This is a genomic window from Amycolatopsis sp. (assembly GCF_036008905.1).
GTDB lineage: Bacteria > Actinomycetota > Actinomycetes > Mycobacteriales > Pseudonocardiaceae > Amycolatopsis.
In genome coordinates, this window is sequence record NZ_DASYMU010000241.1 from 68,824 (window position 1) to 92,967 (window position 24,144).

Genomic DNA, 24,144 nt, shown 5'->3' on the forward strand with positions numbered 1-24,144 from the left:
GGAGTGTCGGGCTCCCCGGGAGATCAGTAACCTCACGACCTAGAAGGCCGTGAGGCCGTTCGGGGTGCCGACACCTGTCGGAGCGTCGTAACCGGGCTTGGCGACACACAGATAGTCGTTGCCACACTTGGCTCCGCCCAGGAGCGGATCGTTGGTGCCCGTGGTGATGTCGAAGAACGATGCGCCCGAGCGGTACAGATCCGCGGGCTTGGCCGTGGCGGCGTGACCAGACGCGCCGTACAGCCCCGCGATGAACGGCGCCGACGCGCTCGTGCCGTCCACGGTCATCCAGCCACCGGATTCGGTGCTGTAGATAGCCAGGCCCGAGGCCACCGCCGAGATGTCCGTGGTCGTCCGCTTCGCGCAGCTCGTGTCACGCTGCCATGCGGGCTTCGCGATGTAGGCCGAGCAACCGCTGCCGCCCCACAGCCACACGGATTCCGCCCAGCCCCGCTCGCTTTCGTCCCTGACCAACGTCGTGCCGCCGACGGCGACGACGTTGTCGAAAACCGCTGGGAAGGACGCGGAGGTGAATCCGATGTCCCCGGACGAGGCCACGATCGTCGTGCCGGGGTGGTCGTAGGAAGCGGCATAGCTCAACGCCATCCCGGTTTCCCTGGCACCGTAACTGTTCGACACCACCTTCGCGCCGAGCCGCACGACGGTGTCCACGGCGGCCGCGAGATCGGGGAACGAGGGACTGTTGCCCTCGACGACCAGGATCGGGCACGTGGGACAACCGGCGGACGCCATCGAGACGTCCAAAGTGGACTCTACCGACCAGCCGTAGTTGGTCACGGGCAGCGGACCCGCGTCCCCGTTCTGGTTGACCTTGCGGAAGCAGCCGTTCTCGGTCGCGCAAGGGGGCAACCCGTACTGGGCACGGTAGACGTTCAGGTCCGCTTCCAGATTCGGGGCGTCATAGGCGATCGCGATCCCGATGAGGGTGTTCGCGTCGGTGATCTTCGGGATCCGGTAGGCGGACGCGAGATCGTTCGCCCCGATCCCCGACGGTAGTTCGCTCACCTTCGCCCGGACTCCGTTCGCCTGTGGGGTAAACGAAGTCAGGCATCGGGTGAATCCCGGAGCGGGTTCGGCACAGGCGGCTATCTTCGCCGCAACGGGAGCGGCCTGCGCGGTGCCGATGACGGCACTCATCGCCGCCGTCACGCTCACGACGACGGCCAGTATTCGACGGTTCACAGTGGACACTCCCCTCAGTCGAAGATCTTGTAGGCGCCGGTGGTCGTCTCGACGATCCGGCCGCCCGATTCGTCGGTCGCCGTGACACGTAGCGAAACTGGCACACCGCGGAAGGTCGGGGCGGTCGCGGTGTAGGCGGCGCGGTAGACGCCGTCGCCCTGTTCGGTGGTCGTGGCGTCCTGCCAGGTCCCGCCCTCGTCGAGGGAGAACTGCACGGCCACCGCGGTGACCTTGCTCGCCGCGGACTGCTGCAGATGCCCGACAGTCACGTCCAGCGTCTGCTGTCCGCTCTTCACCAGGCCGCTCAACGACATGCCGCCCACGCCGTAAGCCAGTGTCAGCAACGGTTCCACGGCGCAGACGCGGTCCAGTGGTTCGCCCCGGTTGATCCGGCAGACGAACGCGTCAGGCAGTTGAGCTCCCTGGACGTGCTGTGACTTCCACGTCCACTCGGTGTTGCTTCCGTTGGACAGCCGGTACATCGGCCCGTAGCGGTTGGCGTCGACGACGAGCCGGACCGTGGAAGGCTCTGGGGACAACGTGAACTCGGGGACTACGTCGATCATCGGGCCGGTGCTTTCGGCGATCTTGATCCCGTTCTCCTCGACCACGTAGCCGCCGTAGACGGAATCCACCTGCTCACCCAGGAAACCGAACCCGGTGTGCCCTGGCTGGCTGTCGCTGAACGGGACCAATTCGAGCTTGACCTGGTCGCCGTTCCTGGTCGCGGCCGGCACGGTCAGGTTCCTCGGGTCCGTCTGCGCCAGCAGACTCACGTTGCCCGCCGGGTGCAGCGGGAACTTGTTCCAGTCCTCGGTGAGGGTGGTACCCGGCTGGTAGCCACGCCCGGCTTCGTACTGCCCGCCCCGCCAGCCGCCGAACTCCGCGTCGACGTACTTCGCGATCCCGCCGAACCACATGATCGACGGATCGGCCGACACGTACTCCGTCTGTTTGCGCGGCATTTCCATCGGGTGGCTGAGCCGAGCCGTTCCCTCAAGCTCGAATGGGTAGGCACCCGCGCGCTGCCGCTGGCCGATCAGGCCCAGTTCCGAGAAGTAGCTCGCGTTCACCGTCGCGAGACTGTTCGCGGCGACGACGTACCGCTGCTGCGGGATGATCCCGGAGGCCGCCTTCTGCAACTGGTACTCGTACGGCGTGCCGGGGCCGGGCGCGGAAATCAGCCGGCTGTACGGATAGGACTGCAGCTGACCCACCTTGACCGGTTTGCTCGTCGGCGAAACCCACACGGGCACCCCGGATCCCGCGTCGACGTCGACGGTGAACCCGCTGCCGGCGGTCGCGGCGCGACGGATGAAGAAGCCACCTCCGGCCGGGAGTGCCGGCCTCGGCGTCACCCAGGTGACCTTGCTGGTGGCGCGCTGCGCGTCCAGGCGGATCGTGATGTCCGCCGCGACAGTGAACTCGGGCTGCGCGGAGAACCGCACACCGGTCACGTTGTTTTCGGCGTCGGTACTGAAAAAGAGCCCCAGTGCGCTGTAGCGGCCTTCGGGCACGCTGAACTTCGCGGTGCCGCCGAAGAAGTAGTTGGTGGACTCGTCGAAGTCCAGTAGATCGCCGTTGTCGACGTTGTACAGCAACGCGGTGCCGCCCTCGTCGGGCCGGCCCTCGGCGTTGTTAGCGTTCACTGTGACCGTCCGCATCACCGACGCCGGCTTGACCCGCGCCGGTTCCGCGCCCTCCAGCGCGATGCTGGTCTTCGCGGCGAACAAGCCCTTGCCGCCGTAACTGCCCGATGCGCGATCCTCGGCGAACTGCTGTGCGAGCGCGGCGCCGAACTCCTTGGCGGAAGCCAGATCGAGGTATCCGTCACCGGCGGTAGTGGCTTGAACACCCGGCACCGCGGGCTGGGCGCCGTCCGAACTGAGCTTGACCGGGACGCGGCCGTTCTTCTGTGCCTTGAGCACCGCCTGGACGTCGAACAGGCTCGGATCCAGGCCACGCCCGAGATACGGCAGCGCGGTGGCGGGGACCTCATAGGCCTTACCCGCGATCGTGAGGTGTACCAACGCCCGGGCCAGGCCCTTTTCGGTGGCGGGGGTGATGTTCGCCGCCGGTCTGCCGTCGGGCGCGGGCCGGACGGTGACCACGTCACCGGTGATCAGCAGAGCGGTGCCTGGTCTCGGGTTCGCCACCTCCGCCGCTGCCGGGCTCGACACCGTGAGCACAGCCAATCCGGCCGTGACGGTGACGAGCAGGGGTAGATACTTTCGCACGGGCGCCTCCAGGAGTGAGCAGGTCACCTCCATTACGGCTGCCGGCCGGTTCCTGTTGCACCGCGCCTAAAACCGGGTTCAAGTTCAGCCATTCGGCCCATTCCACCGCGCTGCGCGCGAGGTTCGCGAAGTGGCCCGAAAATGTCGTACCCCGGTGGCATTATGGAGACACGGGGGAACACCACTGGGAGGAAGACATGGAACTGAACACCGGCACAGTTATGTCCATTGTGGACGCGACCATCGGCACCGCCAAGTAGGACGCCGGGTGGCCCTCGGTAGGACTACCGAGGGCCACCGCTCTCAAGCGGCGCGTGACGTGCGGATAGCCGCCGCGTAGCGCCTCAGCACAAGATCGGCCGCCGCCGGATGGGTCCCGAGCGGGGTGGTGACGACGTCCGCACCGGAGTCGGTCACCCGGCGCTGGAACAGACCGGGGGCGAGCAGCCAGGACGCCACGGCCACCCGGCCGCGGGCCCGACCCACCATGTCCGCGATCGTGGGCGATGCCGTCGCCGCGTAACCGACGCGCACCGGCGTCCCCAAACGCAGCGCCAGCGCGTGCGCGGCCGTGTCGACGTCGGCCAGTGCGCGGGGGTCGCTCGAACCGGCCGCCGCGAGCACCACGGAGTCACCGCCGCGGTAGCCCGCCGCGGTGAGCCGTTCGGCCATGGCGTCGACAAGTTCCGGCGCGGGCCCGAACGAACGCGCGATGGTGACGTCGTCGTGCCCGCTCGCGGCCACCTGCGCCGGGATGTCCACGCGGACGTGGTAACCGGCGGCGAGAAAAGCGGGCACCACGACCACCGGCCGGTCGAGCACCTCGGCCAGCACACTGGTTACATCGGGCGCCCGCACGTCCGCGTACGCGACGCGGACTTCGACACCGCGTGAGCGCGCGCGTACTCGCGCGGCCAGGTCTTCGATCACCCGTGCGCCCGCGGGGTCGCGCGTGCCGTGTGCGGCCAAGACGATCATGCGTGCTCCCGTTCCACAGCCAGCCGGTAGCCGCGTTTCACCACGGTCTGCACCAGCTTTCCCTCCCCCAAAGACGTCCTGAGCCTGCCGATCGCCGTCTCCACCGCGTGTTCCTCCCCGCCGCTCGGCAACGCCGATGTCAGCTCCCGCCGGGAGACCACCCGTCCCGGCTCCGCCGCCAGCACCCGCAGCAACGCCATCGGCGCCGGGGCGACATCGCACCATTGACCGTCCACAATGGCCGCTTGCCCACGCAGCTCGACGCACTTCCCCGCCGCCTGCAACCGTGACGACCTCGCCGTCAGCGACTGCGTCACCGTTCTCGCCAGCGCGCCGATCCTCGACCGTTCCGGTTGCACGGTGGGAATGCCCAGCGCCGCGAAGGGCGCGGCGGTGATCGGGCCGACGCAGGCGACCACGACCCGGTGCGCGAGCGCGTCGACCAGCCCGGGAAACCGGCTGGTGCGCTTGGCCATCGCGAGCATGCTCGCCGCGGCGGGCGCGCTGGTGAACGGCATCGCGTCGATCGAACCGTCGATCACCGCGTCGATCAGCCGGTCCAGCGGGGCGGGATCGGCCGGGCCGACCCAGCGGTACACCGGGATCTCGATGACCTCGGCCCCGGCGGCGCGCAACGCGTCCACGAAGAACGGCAGCGGTTCCCCGTGCAGCTGCACCGCGATCTTCTGGCCGTCGACGCCCGCCGACAGAAGATGCTGCAGTAGCTCGGCGTTGCTCTCCGACGCCGGTGAGTAGTCTTCGGACAGGCCCGCCGCGCGGATCGCGCCCTTCGCCTTGGGCCCGCGCGCGAGCACCGACGCGTTGGCGAGCCTGTCCAGCAGTCCTTGCCCGAGTCCCCAGTCTTCGGCCGCCTCGATCCAGCCGCGGAAGCCGATCCCTGTGGTCGCGACGACGGCGTCCACCTGGTCTTCGAGCAGTCTCTCGGTCGCCTCGTGCAGTTCGGTGTCGTCGGACAGCGGCACGATCCGGATCGCCGGGCCGTAGCGCGCGGTGGCCCCCTTGCGTACCAACAGCGCGCCGAGCTCGTCAGCCCGGCGCGCGGCGGTGATGCCGACCACGAACCCGGCCAGCGGCAGTACTTCCGGCGACGCTGTCACGGCGAACCCACATGCACCACACCGCTGGTCACCCGTACCGCGAACGTCCGCACGCTCACCTCTTCGTCGTCCAGGCACGCCCCGGTGCGGAGATCGAACCGCTGCTTGTACACCGGCGAGGTGACCATGGGCGCGCCTGCCGCGTCGCCGACGATCCCCCGCGCCAGTACCGCCGCACCACTGAACGGGTCCATATTGGACAGTGCGTGGAACTCGTCGCCGGGCAGGCGGAAGATCGCTACCTGCACGTCTCCCGCGAGCAGCGCGGCGACCCCGGCGCCCATCGGCACGTCCTCGACCGCGCACACCGCTGTCCACGTCAGTTCCAAGGATAAAGTCACCGCCCCACCACCTCCGGCACCCCGAGCAGGACCGGCACGTTCTGCTCTCGTTCGGTGCGGAACGAAATACTCGGGTCCGGCGTGCCGGGCGCGTTCACGAAGGAACTGAAGCGGGCCAGCTTCGCCGGGTCTTCGAGCACCCCTCGCCACTCGTCCGCGTAGTCCTCGACGTGTTTCGCCATCGCCGCCTCCAGATCCGCGCAGATACCGAGGCTGTCGTCCACGATAACCGCACGCAGATGATCGAGCCCCCCTTCCATCTCCTCGATCCACGGTGCCGTCCGTTGCAGGCGATCCGCTGTCCGGACATAGAACATCAGGAAGCGGTCGATGATCCGGATCAGCTTCTCTGTGTCCACATCGGACACCAGAAGTTCCGCGTGGCGGGGCGTGATACCGCCGTTGCCGCCGACGTAGAGGTTCCAGCCGTTCTCCGTCGCGATGATGCCGAAGTCCTTGCTCCTGGCCTCCGCGCATTCCCGCGCACAGCCGGAAACCCCGGACTTGATCTTGTGTGGCGAACGCAGGCCGCGGTACCGGAGCTCCAGCTCGATCGCCAGCCCGACACTGTCCTGCACGCCGTAGCGGCACCATGTCGAGCCGACGCACGACTTGACGGTTCGCAACGCCTTGCCGTAGGCGTGCCCCGACTCGAAGCCCGCGTCGACCAGCCGTCGCCAGATGTCCGGCAGCTGGTCGACGGTCGCGCCGAACAGATCGATCCGCTGCCCGCCGGTGATCTTGGTGTACAGCCCGAAATCGAGGGCGACCTGGGCGATGACGAGCAGTTTTTCCGGGGTGATCTCCCCGCCCGGGATCCGCGGGACGACCGAGTACGTGCCGTTGCGCTGCATGTTGGCCAGGAACTTGTCGTTCGTGTCCTGCAGGGTGGCCTGCTCGCCGCCGAGGATGTGCCCGTTGCCGAGGGTGGCGAGGATCGAGGCCACCGCGGGCTTGCAGATCGCGCAGCCGCTTCCCTTGCCGTGCTTGCGGATGATCTCACTGAACGTGGTGATCCGGGTCGCCCGGACGATCTCGAACAGCTCGGCACGGGAATGCGTGAAGTGCTCGCACAACGCCGTCGACTGCTCGACACCACACGCCGTCAGCAGCTTGCTCAGCATCGGAACACAAGAGCCGCAAGCGGTTCCGGCGCGCGTGCACGCCTTGATCTTCCCGACCGAGTCGCAGCCCTCACCGGTGATCGCGTGGGTGATCGCGCCCTTGGTGACCCCGTTGCACGAGCAGATCTGCGCCGCGTCCGGCAGCGCGTCGACACCGACCGCCGCGCCGCCCCCGGCCGGGGCCAGGATCGCGCCGGGGTCGGCCGGAAGCCGCCTCCCGACGAGCGCGCGCAGGGTGTTGAACTCACTCGCGTCACCGACGAGCACGCCGCCGAGCAGCGTGCGCGAGTCGTCGGAGACCACGAGTTTCTTGTACGACCCGGCGACGGCGTCGTTGAACACGACCTCCAGCGAGCCTTCGGTGGCGCCGTGCGCGTCGCCGAAACTGGCCACGTCGACGCCCATCAGTTTCAGCTTCGTCGACATGTCCGGGTCGGGGAAGGTCGCCTCGCCACCGGTGAGTTGCGCGGCGACCACCTCGGCCATCGCGTATCCCGGCGCGACGATGCCGTAGACCCGGCCGTCGACAGCGGCGCATTCCCCGATGGCGTAGATGTTCTCGTCCACTGTTCGGCACGACAGGTCGACGGCGATCCCACCCCGCGCGCCGACGTCCAAACCGGACTCACGGGCGAGCTCGTCCCGCGGACGGATACCGGCTGAGAACACGACCAGGTCCAGATCGAGCTCGGTTCCGTTGCCCAGCCGGACGAACAGCCGGTCGCCGTCGGCTTCGATGGCTTCCGTCGAGGTTCCCGTGTGGACGGTGACGTCCAGCCCGGTGATCAGCCGGCGCAGCAGGCCACCGCCGCCCTCGTCGATCTGGAGCGGCATGAGCCGCGGGCCCATCTCGACGACATGCGGTGACAAACCCATGTCCCGCAGTGCTTTCGCGGCTTCGAGCCCCAGCAACCCGCCACCGATGACCAGAGCGGACCGACGCCCACGCCCGGGCTTGCCCGCCGCGTCCCGGATCGCGTCGAGGTCCTCGATGGTCCGGTAGACGAACACGCCTGGCAGGTCGTGGCCCTTGACGGGCGGCACGAACGGCCGCGATCCGGTGGCCAGCACCAACGCGTCGTAGCTCTGCTCGAACCCGGCGCGCGTGGTGACGGTCCGGCGTTCGCGGTCGATCGCGACGACCGGGTCACCGAGCCGGAGCTCGACCTGGTCGTCACCCGCGTAGTCCGCGCCCGGCAGTGCCAGCTTGGCCGGATCCCAGCCGTCCACATAGGACGTCAGGCCGACCCGGTCGTACGCCGGACGGGCTTCCTCGGCGAGTACGACGATCTTCCACGTACCGGCGGGGTCTTCGGCGCGGACCGCTTCGACGAGTCGGTGCGCGACCATGCCGTGCCCGGCGACGACCAGTGTGCGGGTCATGGTGCTCAGACCTCCGCCCCCGCGAGCGCCAGCCCACGCTTGCTCGGCTCGGCCGCCGGCTTACGCAGGTAGACCGCCCAGGTGATGACGAAGCACAGGCCGTAGAAGACCAGGAAGCCGATGAACGCGGGCACTCCGCTCTTGGTGGCCGCGAAGGACTCCCGGAACGCGAGGTTGATGAACAGGCCGCCCAGCGCGCCGACCGCACCGGCAAGACCGATCAACGCCCCCGACAGCCGGCGTGCCCGGAGCAGTTCCAGCGCTTCGTCGGCGCCTTCGGAGATCGAGACCTTGGCCTTGGCGCGGAAGATCGCCGGGATCATCTTGTACGTCGAGCCGTTGCCGATCCCGGTCAGCACGAACAGCACGATGAACGCGATGGTGAACAACGCCAGCGAGTTGCTGTTCGACGCGAGGATCAGCACGACCGTCGCGACTGCCATGCCGACGAACGTGGCGAAGGTGACCTTGCCGCCGCCGATCCGGTCGGACAGCCAGCCGCCGGCCGGGCGGGAGAACGAGCCGAGCAGCGGGCCGAGGAAGGTCACCGCGGCGGCCTGCAACGGCGTCCGGCCGAACTGGTTCTGCAGTACGAGACCGAAGGCGAAGCTGTACCCGATGAACGAGCCGAAGGTGCCGATGTAGAGGAACGACATCACATAGGAGTGCGGGTCCTTGAGGACCTCACGCATCGCCTTGGTGTCACCCTTCACCGTGGCGAGGTTGTCCATGTACAGCGCGGCGCAGACGGCGGCGATCACGATCAGCGGGATGTAGACGATGAGCACCAACCGGGGTGCGGTGGCGCCGGCAGTACTGATGACGAGCAACCCGATGAGCTGGATCGCCGCCACCCCGAGGTTTCCGCCACCGGCGTTGAGTCCGAGCGCCCAGCCCTTGTGCTTTTCCGGGTAGAACGTGTTGATGTTGGTCATCGAGGAGGCGAAGTTGCCACCGCCGACGCCGCCGAGTGCCGCGACGATCATGAACGTCGTCAGCGAGGTCCCCGGCTGCAGCACGATCGCCGCCATGATCGTCGGGATGAGCAGCAGCCCGGCACTGATGATCGTCCAGTTACGGCCGCCGAACTTGGCCACGGCGAAGGTGTACGGCAGCCGCATCAGCGCGCCGACCAGCGTCGGTGTGGAGACCAGCAGGAACTTGTCCGCCGCCGAAAGGCCGTACTGCGGGCCCATGAACAGGACCATCACCGACCACAGTGTCCAGATCGAGAAGCCGATGTGCTCGGCGAAGATCGAGAACCAGAGGTTGCGGCTCGCCACTTTCTTCCCGGTGGTGGCCCAGAACTCCTCGTTCTCCGGCTCCCAGCGCTCGATCCAGTGTGAGCCACGGCGTGTCGTGTTCGTCGTCATCGCGTTCTCCTCTTTCGTTGTGGTCACTGGGGATTCCGGGTTCATTGGGCACTCAGCCAGTCAGCTATGCCGCGGACGGCGTCGGCGCAGCCACCACAGCCGGTGGTCGCCCTCGTCGCCAGTGCCAGCTCCGGCACGTCGGTCGCGCCGCCCTTCCACGCCTCGACGAGCCTGCTCTTGCTGACCGAGTTGCACCGGCAGACCAATGCGGTACCAGGCAGATCAGCCGGGCTGGACGCGTTGGGCGCGCCCGCGGGCAACGCACGTCCCAGCAGCAACGCGAGCCGGTCACTGGGCACGAAACCCTTGCGGTCGTACAACTGCGTGATCGTCGCGGCCGCGTCCGGGAGGCCGATGACGATCGCCCCGGCCACCTTGTCGTTGCGCAACACGAGTTTCGCGTACCGCCCACGAGAAGCGTCGGCGAACGACAGGACTTCCGCTGTCGAATCGTCGGCTCCGGTGTGGACTTCGCCGAGCGCGGCGAGGTCGACGTCCCTGGCCTTCAGCCGGGTGGTCACCGGCGTTCCCCGGTACCGCGCCGAAGTGTCCGAGCCGGTCAGCAGATCGGCGAGCACCTCGGCCTGCTCCCAGGCGGGTTGCACGAGACCGGACACGGTGTCCGGATGCTGGGCGCAGTCGCCGATCGCGTGGATCCGGCCGTCGCTGGTGCGCAGGGAATCGTCGATCACCACACCCCGATCGACGGTCAGCCCGGCCGCGAGGGCGAGTTTCGTTTCTGCCCGCACCCCGGCCGAAACCACGACCAGATCGGCGGGCACGTGACTGCCGTCGTCGAGCTTCAGGCCATCGCCCGGCAGGTACCGCGCGGCCGTGGTGCCGAGCCGGAAGTCGATACCCAGCTTGCCGAGTGTGCGTACCAGCACCGAACTCGCGCCGGGGTCCAGCTGACGCTCCATAATGGACTGCATCGGATGCACGACTGTGACGATGTTTCCTCGCCCGGCGAGCCCACGCGCTGCCTCAAGACCGAGAAGTCCCCCGCCGAGCACCGCGACCGGCGCACCGATCTTCGCGGCCGCGAGGATGCGCTCGCAGTCGTCGAGCGTCCGGAACGCCACGACGCCTTCGGCCGGTTCGCCGTTTTCGGTGGTGAGTCCTTCGGTCGGGGGCAGCCACGGCCTGCTGCCGGTGGCGAGTACCAGCGCGTCGTAGTCCACAAAGGACCCGTCTGCCAGCTCGACCCGGCGCAGCGTCCGGTCGATCGCCGTGGCACAAGCACCGGTCCGCAGGTCGACGCCCGTGCGCTCGGGCCAGGCTTTGTCGTGCAGCGCAACCGAATCCGGGTGCATGGTCCCGGCAACGACCGCGGACAGCAGGACCCGGTTGTACGCCAGATGGGATTCCTCGCCGAGCACGGTCAGCGCGACCCGCTCCCCCGCCGGATCACGGCGCCGGATCTCGTCGGCGAGCCGGGCACCGGCCATGCCGTACCCGAGGATGACCACGCGCCGGGGGCTCATACCGGGCTCCTGACCAGCCGGACGGCACAGACCTTGAACTCGGGCATGCGGCTGGTCGGGTCCAGCGCGGGATTCGTGAGCAGGTTCGCCCGCTGCGCGCCGGCGAAGTGGAACGGCAGGAACACGACGTCCGGCCGCATCGACGTCACACAGCGGACGCGCGCGCTGGTCTCCCCGCGCCGGGAAGCGACGACGGCCCAGTCGCCGTCGGCGAGTCCGGCACGTTCGGCGGTGTCGGGGTGCACTTCCACGAAGGCCTCCGGGACGACGTCGTTGAGCTCGGCGACCAACCTGGTCTGCGCACCGGATTGGTAGTGCTGGAGAACGCGGCCGGTGGTGGCCTGCAACGGGAAGTCGGCGTCTGGCAGCTCGGCCGGGCCGGTGTGGTCGACGGCGGCGAACCGCGCGCGACCGTCGGCATGCGCGAACCGATCGAGGAACATCCGTGGCGTACCAGGGTGTTCGACCTCCGGCACCGGCCAGAACAGCGCCTCACCGGACCGCAGCCGGTCGTAGCTGATGCCCGAGTAATCGGCGAGTCCGCCACGCGACGCCGCGCGCAGTTCGGTGAAGACCGTCTCGGCGTCGCTCGAAAACCGCTCGGCGGGCTGCCCGAGCCGAGTCGCGAGCGCGGAGATGACCTCGAGGTCCGTCCACACGCCGTCCGGCGGCTCGACAGCGCGCTTGCGCAGCAGGACCCGGCCTTCGAGGTTGGTCATCGTGCCGTCCTCCTCGGCCCACTGCGTCACCGGCAGGACGACGTCGGCGAGCGCGGCGGTGTCGGACAGCACGAGATCCGCGACGACCAGCAGATCCAAGTCGGCCAGCCGATCGGCGATATGCGACGAGCGCGGCGCGGAGACGACCACGTTGCTGCCGAAGACCAGCAACGCCTTGGGTCCGTTGTCCGTGGCGAGTGCGTCGAGGAGTTCGTAGGCCGAACGACCCGGCCCCGGCAGCGATTCCGGCGTCACACCCCAGACGCCGGCGACATGCGCGCGGGCCGCGGGGTCGTCGATCTTGCGGTATCCGGGAAGCTGGTCGGCCTTCTGCCCGTGTTCGCGTCCGCCCTGGCCGTTCCCTTGCCCGGTAAGGCAGCCGAACCCGGAGCCTTTCCGGCCCGGCAGGCCGAGCGACAGCGCGAGGTTGATCCAGCCGCTGACCATGGCCGCGCCGCTCGCGTGCTGCTCGGTGCCGCGCGCGGTGAGGACGTAGGCGTTGCGCGCGGACGCGAGCTTCGCGGCCACACGGCGTTGGTCCGCCGCGGAAACCCCGGTGAGGCGCTCAACGCGCTCCGGCCACCACGCCGCCGCGATCCTCCACGCGTCGGCGAACCCGGAAGTCCGGCCGTCCACATAGGACTGGTCGAGGTGTCCGTCGGCGACCACGGCGTGCAGGATTCCCAACGCCAATGCCAGATCAGTGCCCGGTGAAGGCGCGAGATGCAGGCTCGCCAGCTCGGCGGTCGGGGTCCGCCGGGGATCCACGACGATCAGGTCCGCGCCACGCAGGTGCTGGGTGAACGGCGGCATCGTCTCGGCCGGGTTCGCCCCGACCAGCAGCACGACGTCGGCCTCGGCGAGATCGGTGACCGGGAACGGCATGCCGCGATCGAGGCCGAACGCGCGGTTCCCCGCGGCGGCGGCCGAGGACATGCAGAACCGGCCGTTGTAGTCGATCTGCGAGGTACGCAGTGCCACCCGCGCGAACTTGCCGAGTTGGTACGCCTTCTCGTTGGTGAGGCCGCCGCCACCGAAGATCGCGACGGAGTCGAGGCCGTGCGCTGCCTGAAGCGCGACGAGTCTGGCAGCGATGAGGTCGAGCGCCTCAGCCCAGTTCGCGGGCCTGAGTTCACCGTCGACGCGGATGAGCGGGCTGGTCAAGCGGGCCGGTGAGTCGAGCAGCGCGCCCGAGGTCCAGCCCTTCTGGCACAGGCCACCGCCGTTCGTCGGGAACCGCCGCGGCGCGACCTCGGTCCCGCGCAGGCTCATGCCGCACTGCAGGGCGCAGTACGGGCAGTGGGTCTCCACCGCGGTACGGGGCTCGGCAGTCATCGTCACGGGCACGACGCTAAGGAGGGCGTGTTACCTCAAAACGCCTGAATGTTTCCGGCAGTTGACATTGCCTGCCGCACCGGCGCCGGATGGTGGTGAGAACGCGGAGGCCGTGGTAGGGGTCACACCAGCTCGCTGACGCCCCTCGCCGCGGCGCGAAGACCGTCCAGAGCGGCCCGGGTGGACTTCGGGTGCAGCGCGTGCGCGGCGAGCCGGAAGAGGATCGCGCGCAGCAGCAGCTGCGACCACTCCGGCAGGTGGGACCACCGGTAGAGGAGCTGGATATCGGCGCCCGCCCACGCCATCGCGTCGACGGCGACGATCGCCGCACCCCACTCCGCCGGGCGGTAGTACGGCACGAAGTCGACGATGCCGGGCGCGGCCTCGCCGTCGAACAGGACGTTGCCCAGCAGCGCGCCGTGGACCACTTGGTCCGGCAGCGGGATCGGCTTGCGCGCGCCGGCGAGCACCTCGAACCAGCGGCCGCCCTTGGTCTCGTCGAGCGGGACGTCGAGCTCTTCCCACGCGATCCTGTCGGCCACCGCGTCGACGTCGGTGCGGGCGTCGATCAGGGGCGGACGCGGCAACTCAGCGGTGGCCCAGTGCAGTTTCAACGCGGCGAGCACGGTTTCGTCGGTGCGGTATTCGGGCGTTCCCGGCAGATAACGACTGGCCGACCAGCCACCGAGGATCGAGCGTCCATCGGTGGTGCGCACCGAACGGGCGACCCGCAGCTCGGGGGCGTCGATCCGGTCGAGCGCCTGCGCCTGCCAGATCGTGGATGCCTTGTCCGCCACCGGTTTCAGTACTGTTCCACCGCAACGCCAGCTCCGGCCGCCCGGCAGCAGTTCGGCTTCGGAAGGGTCCGCGCCGAAGGCCAGGCAGACGTGGTCCGGCGGCGGTTCCTGTCTGGAGGGCACGGCAAAGCACGTTACCCCGCAACAAAAGCCACGAACGAGAAGACTCGCGGGTGCGAAAGCAACTCAGAGGACCTCTTCATGGCGAAGAGGCCCTCTGAATCGGGTCGAATCAGTACGTCGGCAGCGACTGGTCGATCTGCCGCGCCCAAGCCAGCACGCCGCCACCGAGGTGGGTGGCGTCCTTGAAACCGGCTTGGTGCAACGCGGCCAGCGCCTCGGCCGAGCGCGCGCCCGACTTGCAATGCAGCACGATCGGCCTGTCCTGCGGCAGCTCGGACAGTGCCTCGCCGGACAGGATCCTGTCCTTCGGGATCAGCTTCGCGCCCTTGATGTTCACGATCTCGTACTCGTGCGGCTCGCGGACATCGATGAGTTCGAAGACGTCACCGTTGTCGAACTTGGCCTTGAGCTCCGCCGGGGTGATGGTGCTACCGGCGGCGGCGTTGGCGGCCTCGTCCGACACGACACCGCAGAACGCGTCGTAGTCGATGAGCTCGGTGATCTTGGGGGTCTCGGGATCCTTGCGGATCTTGACCTCGCGGTAGCGCATCTCCAGCGCGTCGTAGCTGATCAGGCGGCCGAGCAGCGGCTCACCGATACCGGTGATCAGCTTGATGGCCTCGTTCACCATGATCGAGCCGATGGACGCGCAGAGCACGCCCAGCACGCCACCCTCGGCGCACGACGGGACCATGCCCGGCGGCGGCGGCTCAGGGTAGAGGTCGCGGTAGTTGAGGCCCTTGCCGTTCGGCGCGTCCTCCCAGAACACGCTGGCCTGGCCCTCGAACCGGTAGATCGAGCCCCACACGTACGGCTTGCCGAGCAGCACCGCGGCGTCGTTCACCAGGTAACGCGTGGCGAAGTTGTCGGTGCCGTCGAGGATCAGGTCGTAGTCGCGGAAGATGTCGAGCGCGTTGGCGCTCTCCAGCCGCTCGGTGTGCAGGACGACCTTGACGAACGGGTTGATCTCGGCGATGGACTCCTGCGCGGAGATCGCCTTGAGCTTGCCGATGTCGGATTGGCCGTGGATGACCTGGCGGTGCAGGTTCGACTCGTCGACCTCGTCGAAGTCCACGATGCCGAGCGTGCCCACGCCGGCCGCGGCCAGGTAGAGCAGCGCGGGGCTGCCGAGGCCTCCGGCGCCGATCACCAGGACCTTCGCGTTCTTCAGCCGCTTCTGCCCAGCCATCCCGACATCCGGGATGATCAAATGACGGCTGTAGCGAGCCACCTCTTCCTTGGTGAGCTCGGCGGCCGGCTCTACGAGCGGCGGCAGCGTGCCTGACATCAGGGGTCCTCCATCTCACGCGATCGCGTTATCGCAACCACTATGTCTAACGCACGCAAGCGGCTGAGACTTCCCGCGCCCAGATGCTGGGATCAGGGCGTGTTCTACGGGTTTGGCCAGGGGTTGACCTTGCAGACCTTGCCGTCGGCGGGCACCGCGCCGTAGTTGCTGGAGTCGACCTTGTTCAGGTCCGCCACGTAGTCGTTGGCGACCCCGAAGGACTGCTGCATCATGACCGGGGCGAACGCGCCGTTCTCGGGGCAGCCCTGGTGCTTGTTCCCGATGGCGTGGCCCACTTCGTGGTTGATCGCGTACTGCCGGTAGGTGCCGAGCTCGGCACCGAAGGCCAGCGCGCCGCGGACCCAGCGGGCGAGGTTGATCACCACGCGCTTGCCGAAGCTGCTGCGGTAGCAGGACGACTCGTACTTGATCGAGAAGCCGCAGACGTCGGCCCGGTGGTCGGTCTCGGGAGTGGTCAAGCTCACCCGGAAACTCGGCGACGGGGCGTTCGCGTCCACGCGCTGGAAGGAGATCTTGCCGCTGCCCGTCCAGCTCTGCTTGCTCGACAGTGTCGCCTCGACGACTCCGGCGAACGCGTCGTCACCGCCGTAGCTCGACGCGTCGATGCCGTTCTCGACCTCGATGACGTAGGTGTACAGCTTTCCGGTCGTACCGGCCCGCTTTCCGGCGCCCGGGGGCATCGGCAGCACGTGGTACGTCCCGGCGGCGGACTGGGTGAAGTCCACGCCTTCGGGGAGCACGGCCGTCGGAATGTTCAGGTCGACCGGTTTGGCCGGGTTCTCGCCCACCGTCGGGCCGTCCTCGGCCGCGGGTTCGCCGCCGCTGCTGCCCGTGGTGGCGACCCCCTGCAGCTGCTGCTCCGCCGCGATCGGCTGCGCCGGGCTGTTCGCCGTCTTGAACACGATCAGCACCGTCAGGACGACGAGGATCGGCACCGCGTAGGCGCGCCAGCCGTACGTCTTGGAGATCTTGGCGAGTTTGCCGCGGGGCGGAGGCTGCTTGCGGCCCCGTGTCGGGCGCTCTTCGTCGCCGGCCTTGGGCTGCCAGGAAGCTCGCAACGGCTCCCCCGACGTACGCCTGCCACCTGGCCGGTAGCGCTCTTCGCTCGCCCTCACCGTGGCGACACGGGGGGCGGGAGAGCCACTCGGGCGGTACTGGCCGGTTCGCGGCGGGATGGCGGAACCTTTCGGCTGCGCGGGCGGGGTCCGGCCGGCCGACGACGGATACTGCGTCCGCCGTTCTTCGCCTCGCGCTCCGTGCGTCACCCGGTCCACGCGATCAGAGTGCCATATCCGGACCGTGATGCAGTAAGCGACTGGCGGATTACCCGGAGAATCACGTTCACTCGGATGGGCTACCAGCTCCCGTTTTCCACGGTTTCCCACATACCCAAAACAGCCTTCGCTACTGCATTCGGACGTTCCATTTGCGCCACATGCCCGGTCCGGGGGAGGACGAGTAGCCGAGCGTCCGGGATGAGCCGGGCAGTCCTCGCGGCGCGCCGGACGGAGATCACTCTGTCGCGCATGCCCCACACCACCAACGTGGGCGCGGTGACCGCCGGCGCGACCGCCCACAGCGACGCCGCGCCCCGGGCCGCCCAGGTGCGGAAGATGCCGAAGGTGCTTCGCGCCAATGCCGGGGCGGCCCAGGCCAAGCCCGCCCGCGCGCTGTGTTCCTCGGTGAGGTCCGCGAGCCGGCTCTCCGTGAACGCCGCCGGCTCCGCGAAGCACAGGTTGATGACCTGCATCGCGCGTTCCCGCGGCCCGAGCGCGGCAAGACGTCGACGCACTCCTGGTCCGACGAACGGGAGGTACGCGAACGCCATCAGCGGATCGGACAGGCGGTTGATGTTGACCCGGAGGTCAGGCATCGCCGGGGAGATCAGCGTCAGGGTGCGGACCAGCTCGGGCCGTCGCGCCGCCACCAGCAACGCGACCGCGCCGCCCATCGAATTGCCGAGCAGCTGCACCGGGCCGGAGTCGAGGCCCGCGATGTAGTCGCCGAGCACACGGGCGTGCGAGTCCAGCGAGAAGTCGAAGTCCGGCGGCGGCTCGGACATGCCGAACCCGGGCAGATCCACCGAAACGCCGTCCGTGAACGGCGAGAGCTGCGCGGCGAGGTCGGTCCAGTTGGTCGCCGAACCGCCCAGGCCGTGCACGTAGACTGCCGTCGCGCCTTTTTCGCCGGGGGTTCGCCGGACGTGCAGGCCCTTTTCGAACGAGCCTGTCCACGGCGGCCGCGAGCCGTCCAGGTGCGGCAACGGGGTCCGCGTCAACGGCACATGGGTGATCGGCGCCCGGCCGGGCTGAGGACGAGAAAACTTGGTGGCCACGGCTCCAGGATGCCTGACCCTTGGCGCATCCGGCGTACCGGCGAGTAATGTCAAGGCAACTTCGCGTGGTGGTCACCGCCACTCACGGCCGGAGGGCCGCTCGACCGGAGACAGCGCGCAATCGGAGGATAGATGACTGAGATGGCGCGAGTGCAGCCACGAGGTGTGCGCCTGCCGAGGACGGAACGCCGGGCTCAACTACTGGCCGCAGCGCAACGGGTCTTCGCCGAAAACGGCTACCACGCCGCCGCGATGGACGAGATCGCCGAAGAGGCCGGCGTCAGCAAACCGGTGCTCTACCAGCACTTCCCCGGAAAGCTCGACCTCTACATCGCGCTGCTGGAAAGCCACGTCGACGAGCTCGTCCGGCGCGTGCAGGAAGCGCTGGCGTCCACCAACGACAACCGCCAGCGCGTGCCCGCGACCGTCGGGGCGTTCTTCGACTTCGTGAACGGCGACGCCGGCGCGTTCCGGATGGTGTTCGAGTCCGATCTGCGCGGCGAACCGCTGGTGCAGGACGCCGTCGACCGCGCGATGTCGGCGAGCGTGGACGCCATCACCGAGACGATCACCGCGGACGCCGGGCTGGACGAGGACAAGGCGCGCCTGCTGGCCGTCGGACTCGTCGGGCTCAGCCAGGTGAGCGCGCGATTCTGGTTGGCACACCAGCAGAACCTGAGCCGTGAGGACGCCGTCGCCCTCACCGCCAACCTCGCCTGGCGAGGCATCGGCGGCGGTTTCCCGTTATCTCACTAAAGAGAGCTGAAGCTTGCGGAGCGGGTTAGCGCGCGAAGGCGCGTAGCGACTTCGGCGGCACGCTCCTGCGGGAGCATGTGCCCGGCGCCCGGATAGCGGACGAACTCGGCGTGCGGCAGCTCGTCCGCGATCACCTTGGCGTGCGCCACCGGGCAAAGCCGATCCCGCTCGCCGACCAGCACCACCGCGGGCGTCCCCCGCAAAGCCGCCAGCGCGACCCGGCAGTCATGCCGCGAGATCGCGTCCTGGAAACCCGCGACACTCGCGGGGTGGGCGCACAACAACTGCTCCGTCACCGAATCGACGTCCGCGCGCCGCGGATGTTCCCCGAACACCAGGAACCGCGCCCCCGGACGCACCATCGCGGGCCGCAGCGGCAACGCGTCCCGACGTTGGCGCGCGAGCATCTTCGCCAAGCGGCGTTCGAACGTGGCGGCGCCGTTTCCGGCGATTCCGGGCAGCCCCAAGGTGATCCGGTCCATCTGGCCCGACGACGTCGCCACGAAAGCCACCCCGGCGACGCGGTCCCGGACCAGCTCCGGGTGTCGTTCGGCGAGCTTCATGATCGTCATGCCGCCCATCGAATGCCCGGCGAGCACGAGCGGGCCTTCCGGGGCGCGGGCGGTGATGAGCTCGGCGAGGTCGTCGGCGAGTCTGTCGATGGTCGCGGTGCCGCGTTTCGCGGGCGCCGAACCACCGTGTCCGCGCAGGTCGTAGCGCAGAACGCGCAGCGACGGGTCCAGGCGCTCGACCACGCCGTCCCAGGTCCGGTGGTCCTGCGTCCAGCCGTGCACGAGCACCAGCGTGACCGGCGCGTCGGCCGGCCCGGTCGCGTTCACGTGCAGCGCGGCGCCGTCGTCGGTCAGGAACCGGTGTGCCGTCGAGGGATCCCAGGGCGCGGGCGGGCGCCGAAAAGTCGTCATGTCATTTCGCCGGGAGCAGGAAGGACCTGCGCCAGAAGAACATGCCCGGTTTGCCGATGAGCCCGGACTCCTGGAGGAACGGCATGATCCGCTCACCGGCGTACCGGATGGTGTTCTGCCAGTGCGGATTGTTCAGCGCCGCCTCGACGCCTTCCTTGGGCCGGATTCCGACGGCCTTGTAAACGCCGGGATTGATGAACGCCCGCGTCACGAAATAGGAGATCAGCGCGATGATGAACTGCTGGTAGATGATTTCCTTTTTGGACAGCTTCGCCATTCCGCGGGTGACTTCTTCCCGCGCGAAAGTGACGTGCCGCGCCTCTTCCAGCACGTGGATCCGGTTCACCATCCGCACGAGCGGCTGGACGTTCGGATCGTTCATCTGCTCACGCTGCAACCGGTCCAGCACCTCTTCGGCGACCAGGATCGCGCCGTAGCGGGCGGGTCCGTAGCTGATCGTCGGCATGAGTTTCGCGAGTTTGCGCAGCCACGGAACGGGCCCGTAAGCCGGGCAGCCGATCGAAGAGGCCATCCGCGCGAACATCGTCGAATGGCGGCATTCGTCGGCGATCTCCGTCAAGGCGTATTGCGCGTGCGAACTCGTCGGGTCTTCGTCGTAGACCTCTTTGAGCAGCATCTGCATCAGCAGGATCTCGAACCAGAGCCCGGTGGTGGCGATACTGGCGACCTCGTGCTTACCGAGTTCGATCCGCTGCTCGGGGGTCAGCTTCTCCCACAGTTCGGTCTTGTACAGCGAAGACCGTTCCTCCGGGATGAAATGCTTGCCCTCGACGAGCGGTGCGGCCCAGTCGATGTCGACGTCGGGGTCGTAGAACTTGTTCGCCGACGACTTCAGCAGGCGTTCCGCGGTCTTTTCGCGATCGGTCTCTTTCAGCGTCCGCGTCATTGCCGACAACCACCTTCCGGGACACGAGTGTCTGTAACCTTAGGTAACAGTTACCTCTGGTAGCATGACGCTCGTGGTCGAACATGTCAAGCGCAGCAAGCAGCCCAGCAAGCACCCCTCCGCGGGCGATCCCGCCACCGGCGACGCCCGCCGCGACAGGTGGCGCAAGCACCGCATCGCGCGCCGCGCGGAGTTCGTGGAGGCGGCCCTGCGCGCGCTGGACACGCATGGTCCAGACCTCGGCATGGAAGACGTCGCCGCGGAGGCGGGCGTCACGAAACCCGTGCTGTACCGGCATTTCGACGACAAAGCCGACCTCTACGTGGCACTCGGCCAACGCGGCACGGAGATCCTCTTCCAGCGCCTGATCCCGGCGATCAACGCCGAACTCGCGCCGGTACCGAGGATCCGCATGGCCCTCGACGCGTTCTTCACCGTGATCGAGGAGCACCCCAACCTGTACCGCCTGCTGGCGCGCGGGTCCTTTCAGGACAACAAGCCGGTGGATTCCGACGTCGTCGCCGAGGACAAAGAGGTCATCGCGACCGCGCTCACCGCGCTGCTCGGCGACTACATGCGCATGTTCAACATGGACTCCGGCGCGGCCGAACCCTGGGCCCACGGCATCGTCGGCATGGTCCAGAACACCGGGGAATGGTGGCTGGATCGCCGCTCGATGGGCCGCGACAGCGTCGTCGAATACCTCACGCAGATCATCTGGGCGGCCATCGACGGCCTCACGCGGCAGCACGGCATCGTGATCGACCCGAGCCTGCCGCTGGAAGAGAACAAGGTCATCCAACTCGCCGCGAACAAGGCAGCTGAGTCCCCGGAAACCGCCTGACCCCAAGGAGATCGACGTGAGCGAGCACGACGAAGACGGCTACACCGGCACGGCGACCCTCGTGGTCGAGGCCACCGAGATCCCGGTCGAGGTCGACCTGCGCGGCCACTTCCAGCCCATCGACGGCTACTACCGCTGGTACGGCCGGATCACGGTGAACGAGCAGCTCGCGACGCTGTCCGGCGGCAAGAAACTCCCCGTCGAGATCCGCACTCCGACCCACTCCGCCAAGGGCGAGATCTCCGACCCCGACCCGTGGGGCCGCTACCGCATCATGGGCACCAGCACCCCGCCCTTCCACGTCCCCACCACCCTCGAAGAGGTCGACGCCTAACCCCGCCATCTGTCGACAGATGGCGGTAGTTGCACACGCGGGGGTCGTGAGTGTTTACGAGTGTTAGAACACTTGTCGCCACTCACGACCGGTCTACGAGCGGGCGGGGACGCGTTGGGGTAGCACGTAGTTCGGCCATTTCGACAGGGTGTGCATGGCCCATTCCAGTGGGCCGCGCCCGATCCAGCGACGCCACGCGACGGCGGCGACCAGCGCGACCACCGAGAACTCCACGAAATGCAGCACGCTGAACACCTCCGGTCCGCCCTCGGGCCAGATCAGCGAGATCACCACGAAGTGCAGGACGTACGCGCTCAGCACGCGGCCGCCGAGGTCTGCCAACGGGCTCAGCACCCGCTCGAACCGGGGCATCAGCAGCTGGCAGGCGCCGATCACGGCCGCCGCGATACCGATCGAGATCGCGAAGTCGAACGGGGTGTACGAGCTCCCTGTCGGCAGCAGCTGCCACGCGAGACTGGTCGTCGGCGGGGTGCCGTGGATGAAGATTTCGTTCTCGTTCAGGAAAGTCGCCGGACTCAACCCCGCTTGTGCGGCTTCACCGGCGAGCGAGTTGTAGACGGCCTGCCTGCCGCCGAGCAGGTCGGTGGCCACCCACGACACCAGATAGCCCAGCACGGCGAGCGTGGTCCCGCCGAAGAACAGCCGGCGGCACACGTTGCGCGAACCCAGGTCCATCCGGCCGATCGCCATGCCGGCGAAGATGTACGTCATCAGGTTCAGCGCGGGAAACGTGCCGGTGAACAGCAGGATGATGATCAACTGCGAGAGCCCGGCGGCCGAGGTGAACTCCGCCGAGTCGACGTCCGGCGGCAGGAAGTTGAGTCCGCGCGGGAGCAGCTCACCGCGGATGAGGAACGAAACCAGCGGGAACGCCGCACCGGCCACCAGAGTCGCGCCCAGCAGGGCTTTCACGCCGAAGCGGAGCCAAGGGATCGCGAAGAGGAAACACACGCCGTAGTAGGCGAGGATGATCATGTACCCGGTGTCGAGGTTCGTCAGCCACAGCCCGAGCGCGATGAGCAGCGGTGCGCGCGTGCCGAGCCGCAGCGACACCTTGGTCTGCGCCATCCCGGTCTTCGGGGTGCGCCCACCGGACATCAGCGCTATCGACACCCCGGCGAGCACCGCGAACAACGCCGCCGAGTGGCCCTCGAACGGCTTGAACAGCACATCGACGCCGCCCATGGCCGGATCCGGCCCGACATGTACCGCGTACATGCCGAGCACGGCGAGCCCTCGGGCGACGTCGATGCCGGTAAGGCGAGTCTTCTGTTTCGGAGGTCCGCCGACCGGCCGCACCGGCCGGTCCACCACAGCAGTGACGTCGTCCACCTCGTCTCTCGGCTAGCCCCCGGCATCCCCCGGCAACCAGGGTGACGACCGAATCTGAGAGCCGGCTGAGAGCTGACGGTGACCGAGCTATGACGTAGAGCGCTGTTTGAAACCGCCCAGGACTAGCTTCCGACGGCGAAACCGACCTTGCGGGGCTCCGTCGGCGCGATCTCGACGTAAGCGATCCGGTCGGTCGGGATCAGGTACTTGCGGCCCTTTTCGTCGTCGAGACGAACCAGCCCGCCGCCCGCGTTCAGCGCGTCGGCCACCAGCTTCTCGACCTCGCCGGCAGACTGGCTACTGGACACCACGAGTTCGCGTGCGGTGTCCTTGATGCCGATCTTGACCTCCACGTGGAAACCTCCGCCTGATCGATTTGTTAGCTACGGACCAAAAGATTAAGCCTAGTGGCGCGCAGCGCCTCCGTTGAGGGTGGCGGTGGGAGACGGTGGGCTAGCCGAGTCCGAGCACCTGCATCCGTTTGGTGTGCCCCTGCTGCAACCGCCGGAACAGCGCCGCGATTCCCGACAGATCGCCCGAGCCCGCGACGATGAGCTCGGCGAGCCCGTCCCGCTCGGCCACGACGTACTGCGCCTGGGTCAGCGCCTCGCCCAGCAGGCGGCGTCCCCACAGTGCGAGCTTGTCCCGCGACTTGCGGTCCGCGGCGATCCCGGCGGCGACCTCACGCTCGGCGAACGCCGAATGCCCGGTGTCCGAAAGGACCGAAAGGACCAGATCCTTGGTTTCCGGGTCGAGCCAGGCGGCAATCTCGCGGTAGAGGTCCGCGGCGAGCCCGTCGCCGACATAGGCCTTCACGAGTGATTCCAGCCACGACTTCGGCGCGGTCGAGGCGTGGAAGGCGTTGACATGGCGCACGAACGGGTCCATCGCCTCCTCGATCACCTTGCCGTGTGCGGCGAGATGGCGGCTGAGCAGGTCGTAGTGGCCCATTTCGGCGGCGGCCATGGACGCCAGCGCCGCCCGGCCGGACATCGTCGGCGCGGATCGCGCGTCCTCCGCGAGCCGGTCGAACGCGGAAAGTTCGCCGTACGCGAGCACCCCGAGCAGGTCGACTACGCCGTCACTTATCTCTTTCTCGTCGGTCACGGCGAGAGCGTATCCGGCCCGGCCTGAAAATCACTCCGGAGACCGATCCCACCTCATCCGG

Annotated in this window: 21 protein-coding genes; 3 read left to right on the plus strand and 18 right to left on the minus strand. The window is 68.3% G+C overall.

All coding sequences use genetic code 11. From position 1 onward, the window contains the following. Window positions 1–39: 39 nt before the first annotated feature. The 13 genes from VGP60_RS38530 to VGP60_RS38590 all read right to left on the minus strand — a co-directional run bounded on the left by VGP60_RS38530 (window position 40) and on the right by VGP60_RS38590 (window position 17,787). Window positions 40–1,212 carry a S53 family peptidase gene (locus VGP60_RS38530; RefSeq protein ID WP_327553156.1) on the minus strand — a complete coding sequence of 391 codons (1,173 nt, stop codon included), beginning with the start codon at window positions 1,210–1,212 and terminating at the stop codon, window positions 40–42. Between the two features lie 5 nt (window positions 1,213–1,217). Beyond that, window positions 1,218–3,440: a hypothetical protein gene (locus VGP60_RS38535; protein ID WP_327553157.1), complete on the minus strand. Its 2,223-nt coding sequence runs from the start codon at window positions 3,438–3,440 to the stop codon at window positions 1,218–1,220. Window positions 3,441–3,743: 303 nt separating this feature from the next. After that, the gene (locus VGP60_RS38540; RefSeq protein WP_327553158.1) at window positions 3,744–4,418 is read right to left on the minus strand and encodes a sirohydrochlorin chelatase; all 675 of its coding nucleotides are present in this window, start codon (window positions 4,416–4,418) and stop codon (window positions 3,744–3,746) included. Then, window positions 4,415–5,536: a uroporphyrinogen-III synthase gene (locus VGP60_RS38545; RefSeq protein WP_327553159.1), complete on the minus strand. Its 1,122-nt coding sequence runs from the start codon at window positions 5,534–5,536 to the stop codon at window positions 4,415–4,417. The genes VGP60_RS38540 and VGP60_RS38545 overlap by 4 nt, the downstream gene beginning before the upstream one ends. Continuing rightward, complete coding sequence (gene nirD / locus VGP60_RS38550) at window positions 5,533–5,877, minus strand: nitrite reductase small subunit NirD (protein ID WP_327553160.1); 345 nt, start codon at window positions 5,875–5,877, stop codon at window positions 5,533–5,535. Before nirD ends, VGP60_RS38545 begins: the two co-directional genes overlap by 4 nt. After that, window positions 5,874–8,384: a nitrite reductase large subunit NirB gene (gene nirB / locus VGP60_RS38555; RefSeq protein WP_327553161.1), complete on the minus strand. Its 2,511-nt coding sequence runs from the start codon at window positions 8,382–8,384 to the stop codon at window positions 5,874–5,876. Before nirB ends, nirD begins: the two co-directional genes overlap by 4 nt. Before the next feature lie 5 nt (window positions 8,385–8,389). Next, on the minus strand, window positions 8,390–9,757 hold the full coding sequence (locus tag VGP60_RS38560) for a nitrate/nitrite transporter (RefSeq protein ID WP_327553162.1): 1,368 nt from the start codon (window positions 9,755–9,757) through the stop codon (window positions 8,390–8,392). Window positions 9,758–9,798: 41 nt separating this feature from the next. Continuing rightward, the gene (locus VGP60_RS38565) at window positions 9,799–11,241 is read right to left on the minus strand and encodes an FAD-dependent oxidoreductase (protein WP_327553163.1); all 1,443 of its coding nucleotides are present in this window, start codon (window positions 11,239–11,241) and stop codon (window positions 9,799–9,801) included. Then, entirely contained in the window at window positions 11,238–13,295 is a 2,058-nt protein-coding gene (locus tag VGP60_RS38570; protein ID WP_327553190.1) for a molybdopterin oxidoreductase family protein, read from the minus strand. The genes VGP60_RS38565 and VGP60_RS38570 overlap by 4 nt, the downstream gene beginning before the upstream one ends. Before the next feature lie 122 nt (window positions 13,296–13,417). Continuing rightward, the gene (locus VGP60_RS38575) at window positions 13,418–14,215 is read right to left on the minus strand and encodes a TIGR02569 family protein (RefSeq protein ID WP_327553164.1); all 798 of its coding nucleotides are present in this window, start codon (window positions 14,213–14,215) and stop codon (window positions 13,418–13,420) included. Between the two features lie 109 nt (window positions 14,216–14,324). Then, a complete protein-coding gene (gene moeZ, locus VGP60_RS38580) occupies window positions 14,325–15,503 on the minus strand; it encodes an adenylyltransferase/sulfurtransferase MoeZ (protein WP_327553165.1) in 1,179 nt (392 codons plus the stop codon). A gap of 104 nt (window positions 15,504–15,607) precedes the next feature. After that, entirely contained in the window at window positions 15,608–16,798 is a 1,191-nt protein-coding gene (locus tag VGP60_RS38585; protein WP_327553166.1) for a DUF3152 domain-containing protein, read from the minus strand. A gap of 80 nt (window positions 16,799–16,878) precedes the next feature. Further along, the gene (locus VGP60_RS38590; RefSeq protein WP_327553191.1) at window positions 16,879–17,787 is read right to left on the minus strand and encodes an alpha/beta fold hydrolase; all 909 of its coding nucleotides are present in this window, start codon (window positions 17,785–17,787) and stop codon (window positions 16,879–16,881) included. Between the two features lie 204 nt (window positions 17,788–17,991). Between VGP60_RS38590 and VGP60_RS38595 the strand changes: the two genes are divergently transcribed. Next, window positions 17,992–18,615: a TetR/AcrR family transcriptional regulator gene (locus VGP60_RS38595; RefSeq protein ID WP_327553167.1), complete on the plus strand. Its 624-nt coding sequence runs from the start codon at window positions 17,992–17,994 to the stop codon at window positions 18,613–18,615. Here the strand turns inward: VGP60_RS38595 and VGP60_RS38600 are convergent. Together VGP60_RS38600 and VGP60_RS38605 are read right to left on the minus strand one after the other, a co-directional pair. After that, window positions 18,612–19,538: an alpha/beta hydrolase gene (locus VGP60_RS38600; RefSeq protein ID WP_327553168.1), complete on the minus strand. Its 927-nt coding sequence runs from the start codon at window positions 19,536–19,538 to the stop codon at window positions 18,612–18,614. The genes VGP60_RS38595 and VGP60_RS38600 overlap by 4 nt on opposite strands. 1 nt (window position 19,539) lies before the next feature. Further along, on the minus strand, window positions 19,540–20,445 hold the full coding sequence (locus VGP60_RS38605) for a diiron oxygenase (protein ID WP_327553169.1): 906 nt from the start codon (window positions 20,443–20,445) through the stop codon (window positions 19,540–19,542). 64 nt (window positions 20,446–20,509) lie between these two features. Here VGP60_RS38605 and VGP60_RS38610 point away from each other — a divergent pair, with 64 nt between their 5' ends. Together VGP60_RS38610 and VGP60_RS38615 are read left to right on the plus strand one after the other, a co-directional pair. Continuing rightward, window positions 20,510–21,289 carry a TetR/AcrR family transcriptional regulator gene (locus tag VGP60_RS38610; protein WP_327553170.1) on the plus strand — a complete coding sequence of 260 codons (780 nt, stop codon included), beginning with the start codon at window positions 20,510–20,512 and terminating at the stop codon, window positions 21,287–21,289. A 16-nt stretch (window positions 21,290–21,305) separates the two neighbouring features. Beyond that, complete coding sequence (locus tag VGP60_RS38615; RefSeq protein ID WP_327553171.1) at window positions 21,306–21,623, plus strand: DUF4873 domain-containing protein; 318 nt, start codon at window positions 21,306–21,308, stop codon at window positions 21,621–21,623. A gap of 93 nt (window positions 21,624–21,716) precedes the next feature. Here the strand turns inward: VGP60_RS38615 and VGP60_RS38620 are convergent, their stop codons facing one another. From VGP60_RS38620 to VGP60_RS38630, 3 genes are all read right to left on the minus strand, one after another. Then, window positions 21,717–22,976 (minus strand): DUF418 domain-containing protein, encoded by a 1,260-nt coding sequence (locus VGP60_RS38620; RefSeq protein WP_327553172.1) that lies wholly within the window; start codon window positions 22,974–22,976, stop codon window positions 21,717–21,719. Window positions 22,977–23,098: 122 nt separating this feature from the next. Then, complete coding sequence (locus tag VGP60_RS38625; RefSeq protein WP_327553173.1) at window positions 23,099–23,329, minus strand: DUF3107 domain-containing protein; 231 nt, start codon at window positions 23,327–23,329, stop codon at window positions 23,099–23,101. A gap of 100 nt (window positions 23,330–23,429) precedes the next feature. Continuing rightward, entirely contained in the window at window positions 23,430–24,083 is a 654-nt protein-coding gene (locus VGP60_RS38630) for a ferritin-like fold-containing protein (protein ID WP_327553174.1), read from the minus strand. Window positions 24,084–24,144: the final 61 nt, after the last annotated feature.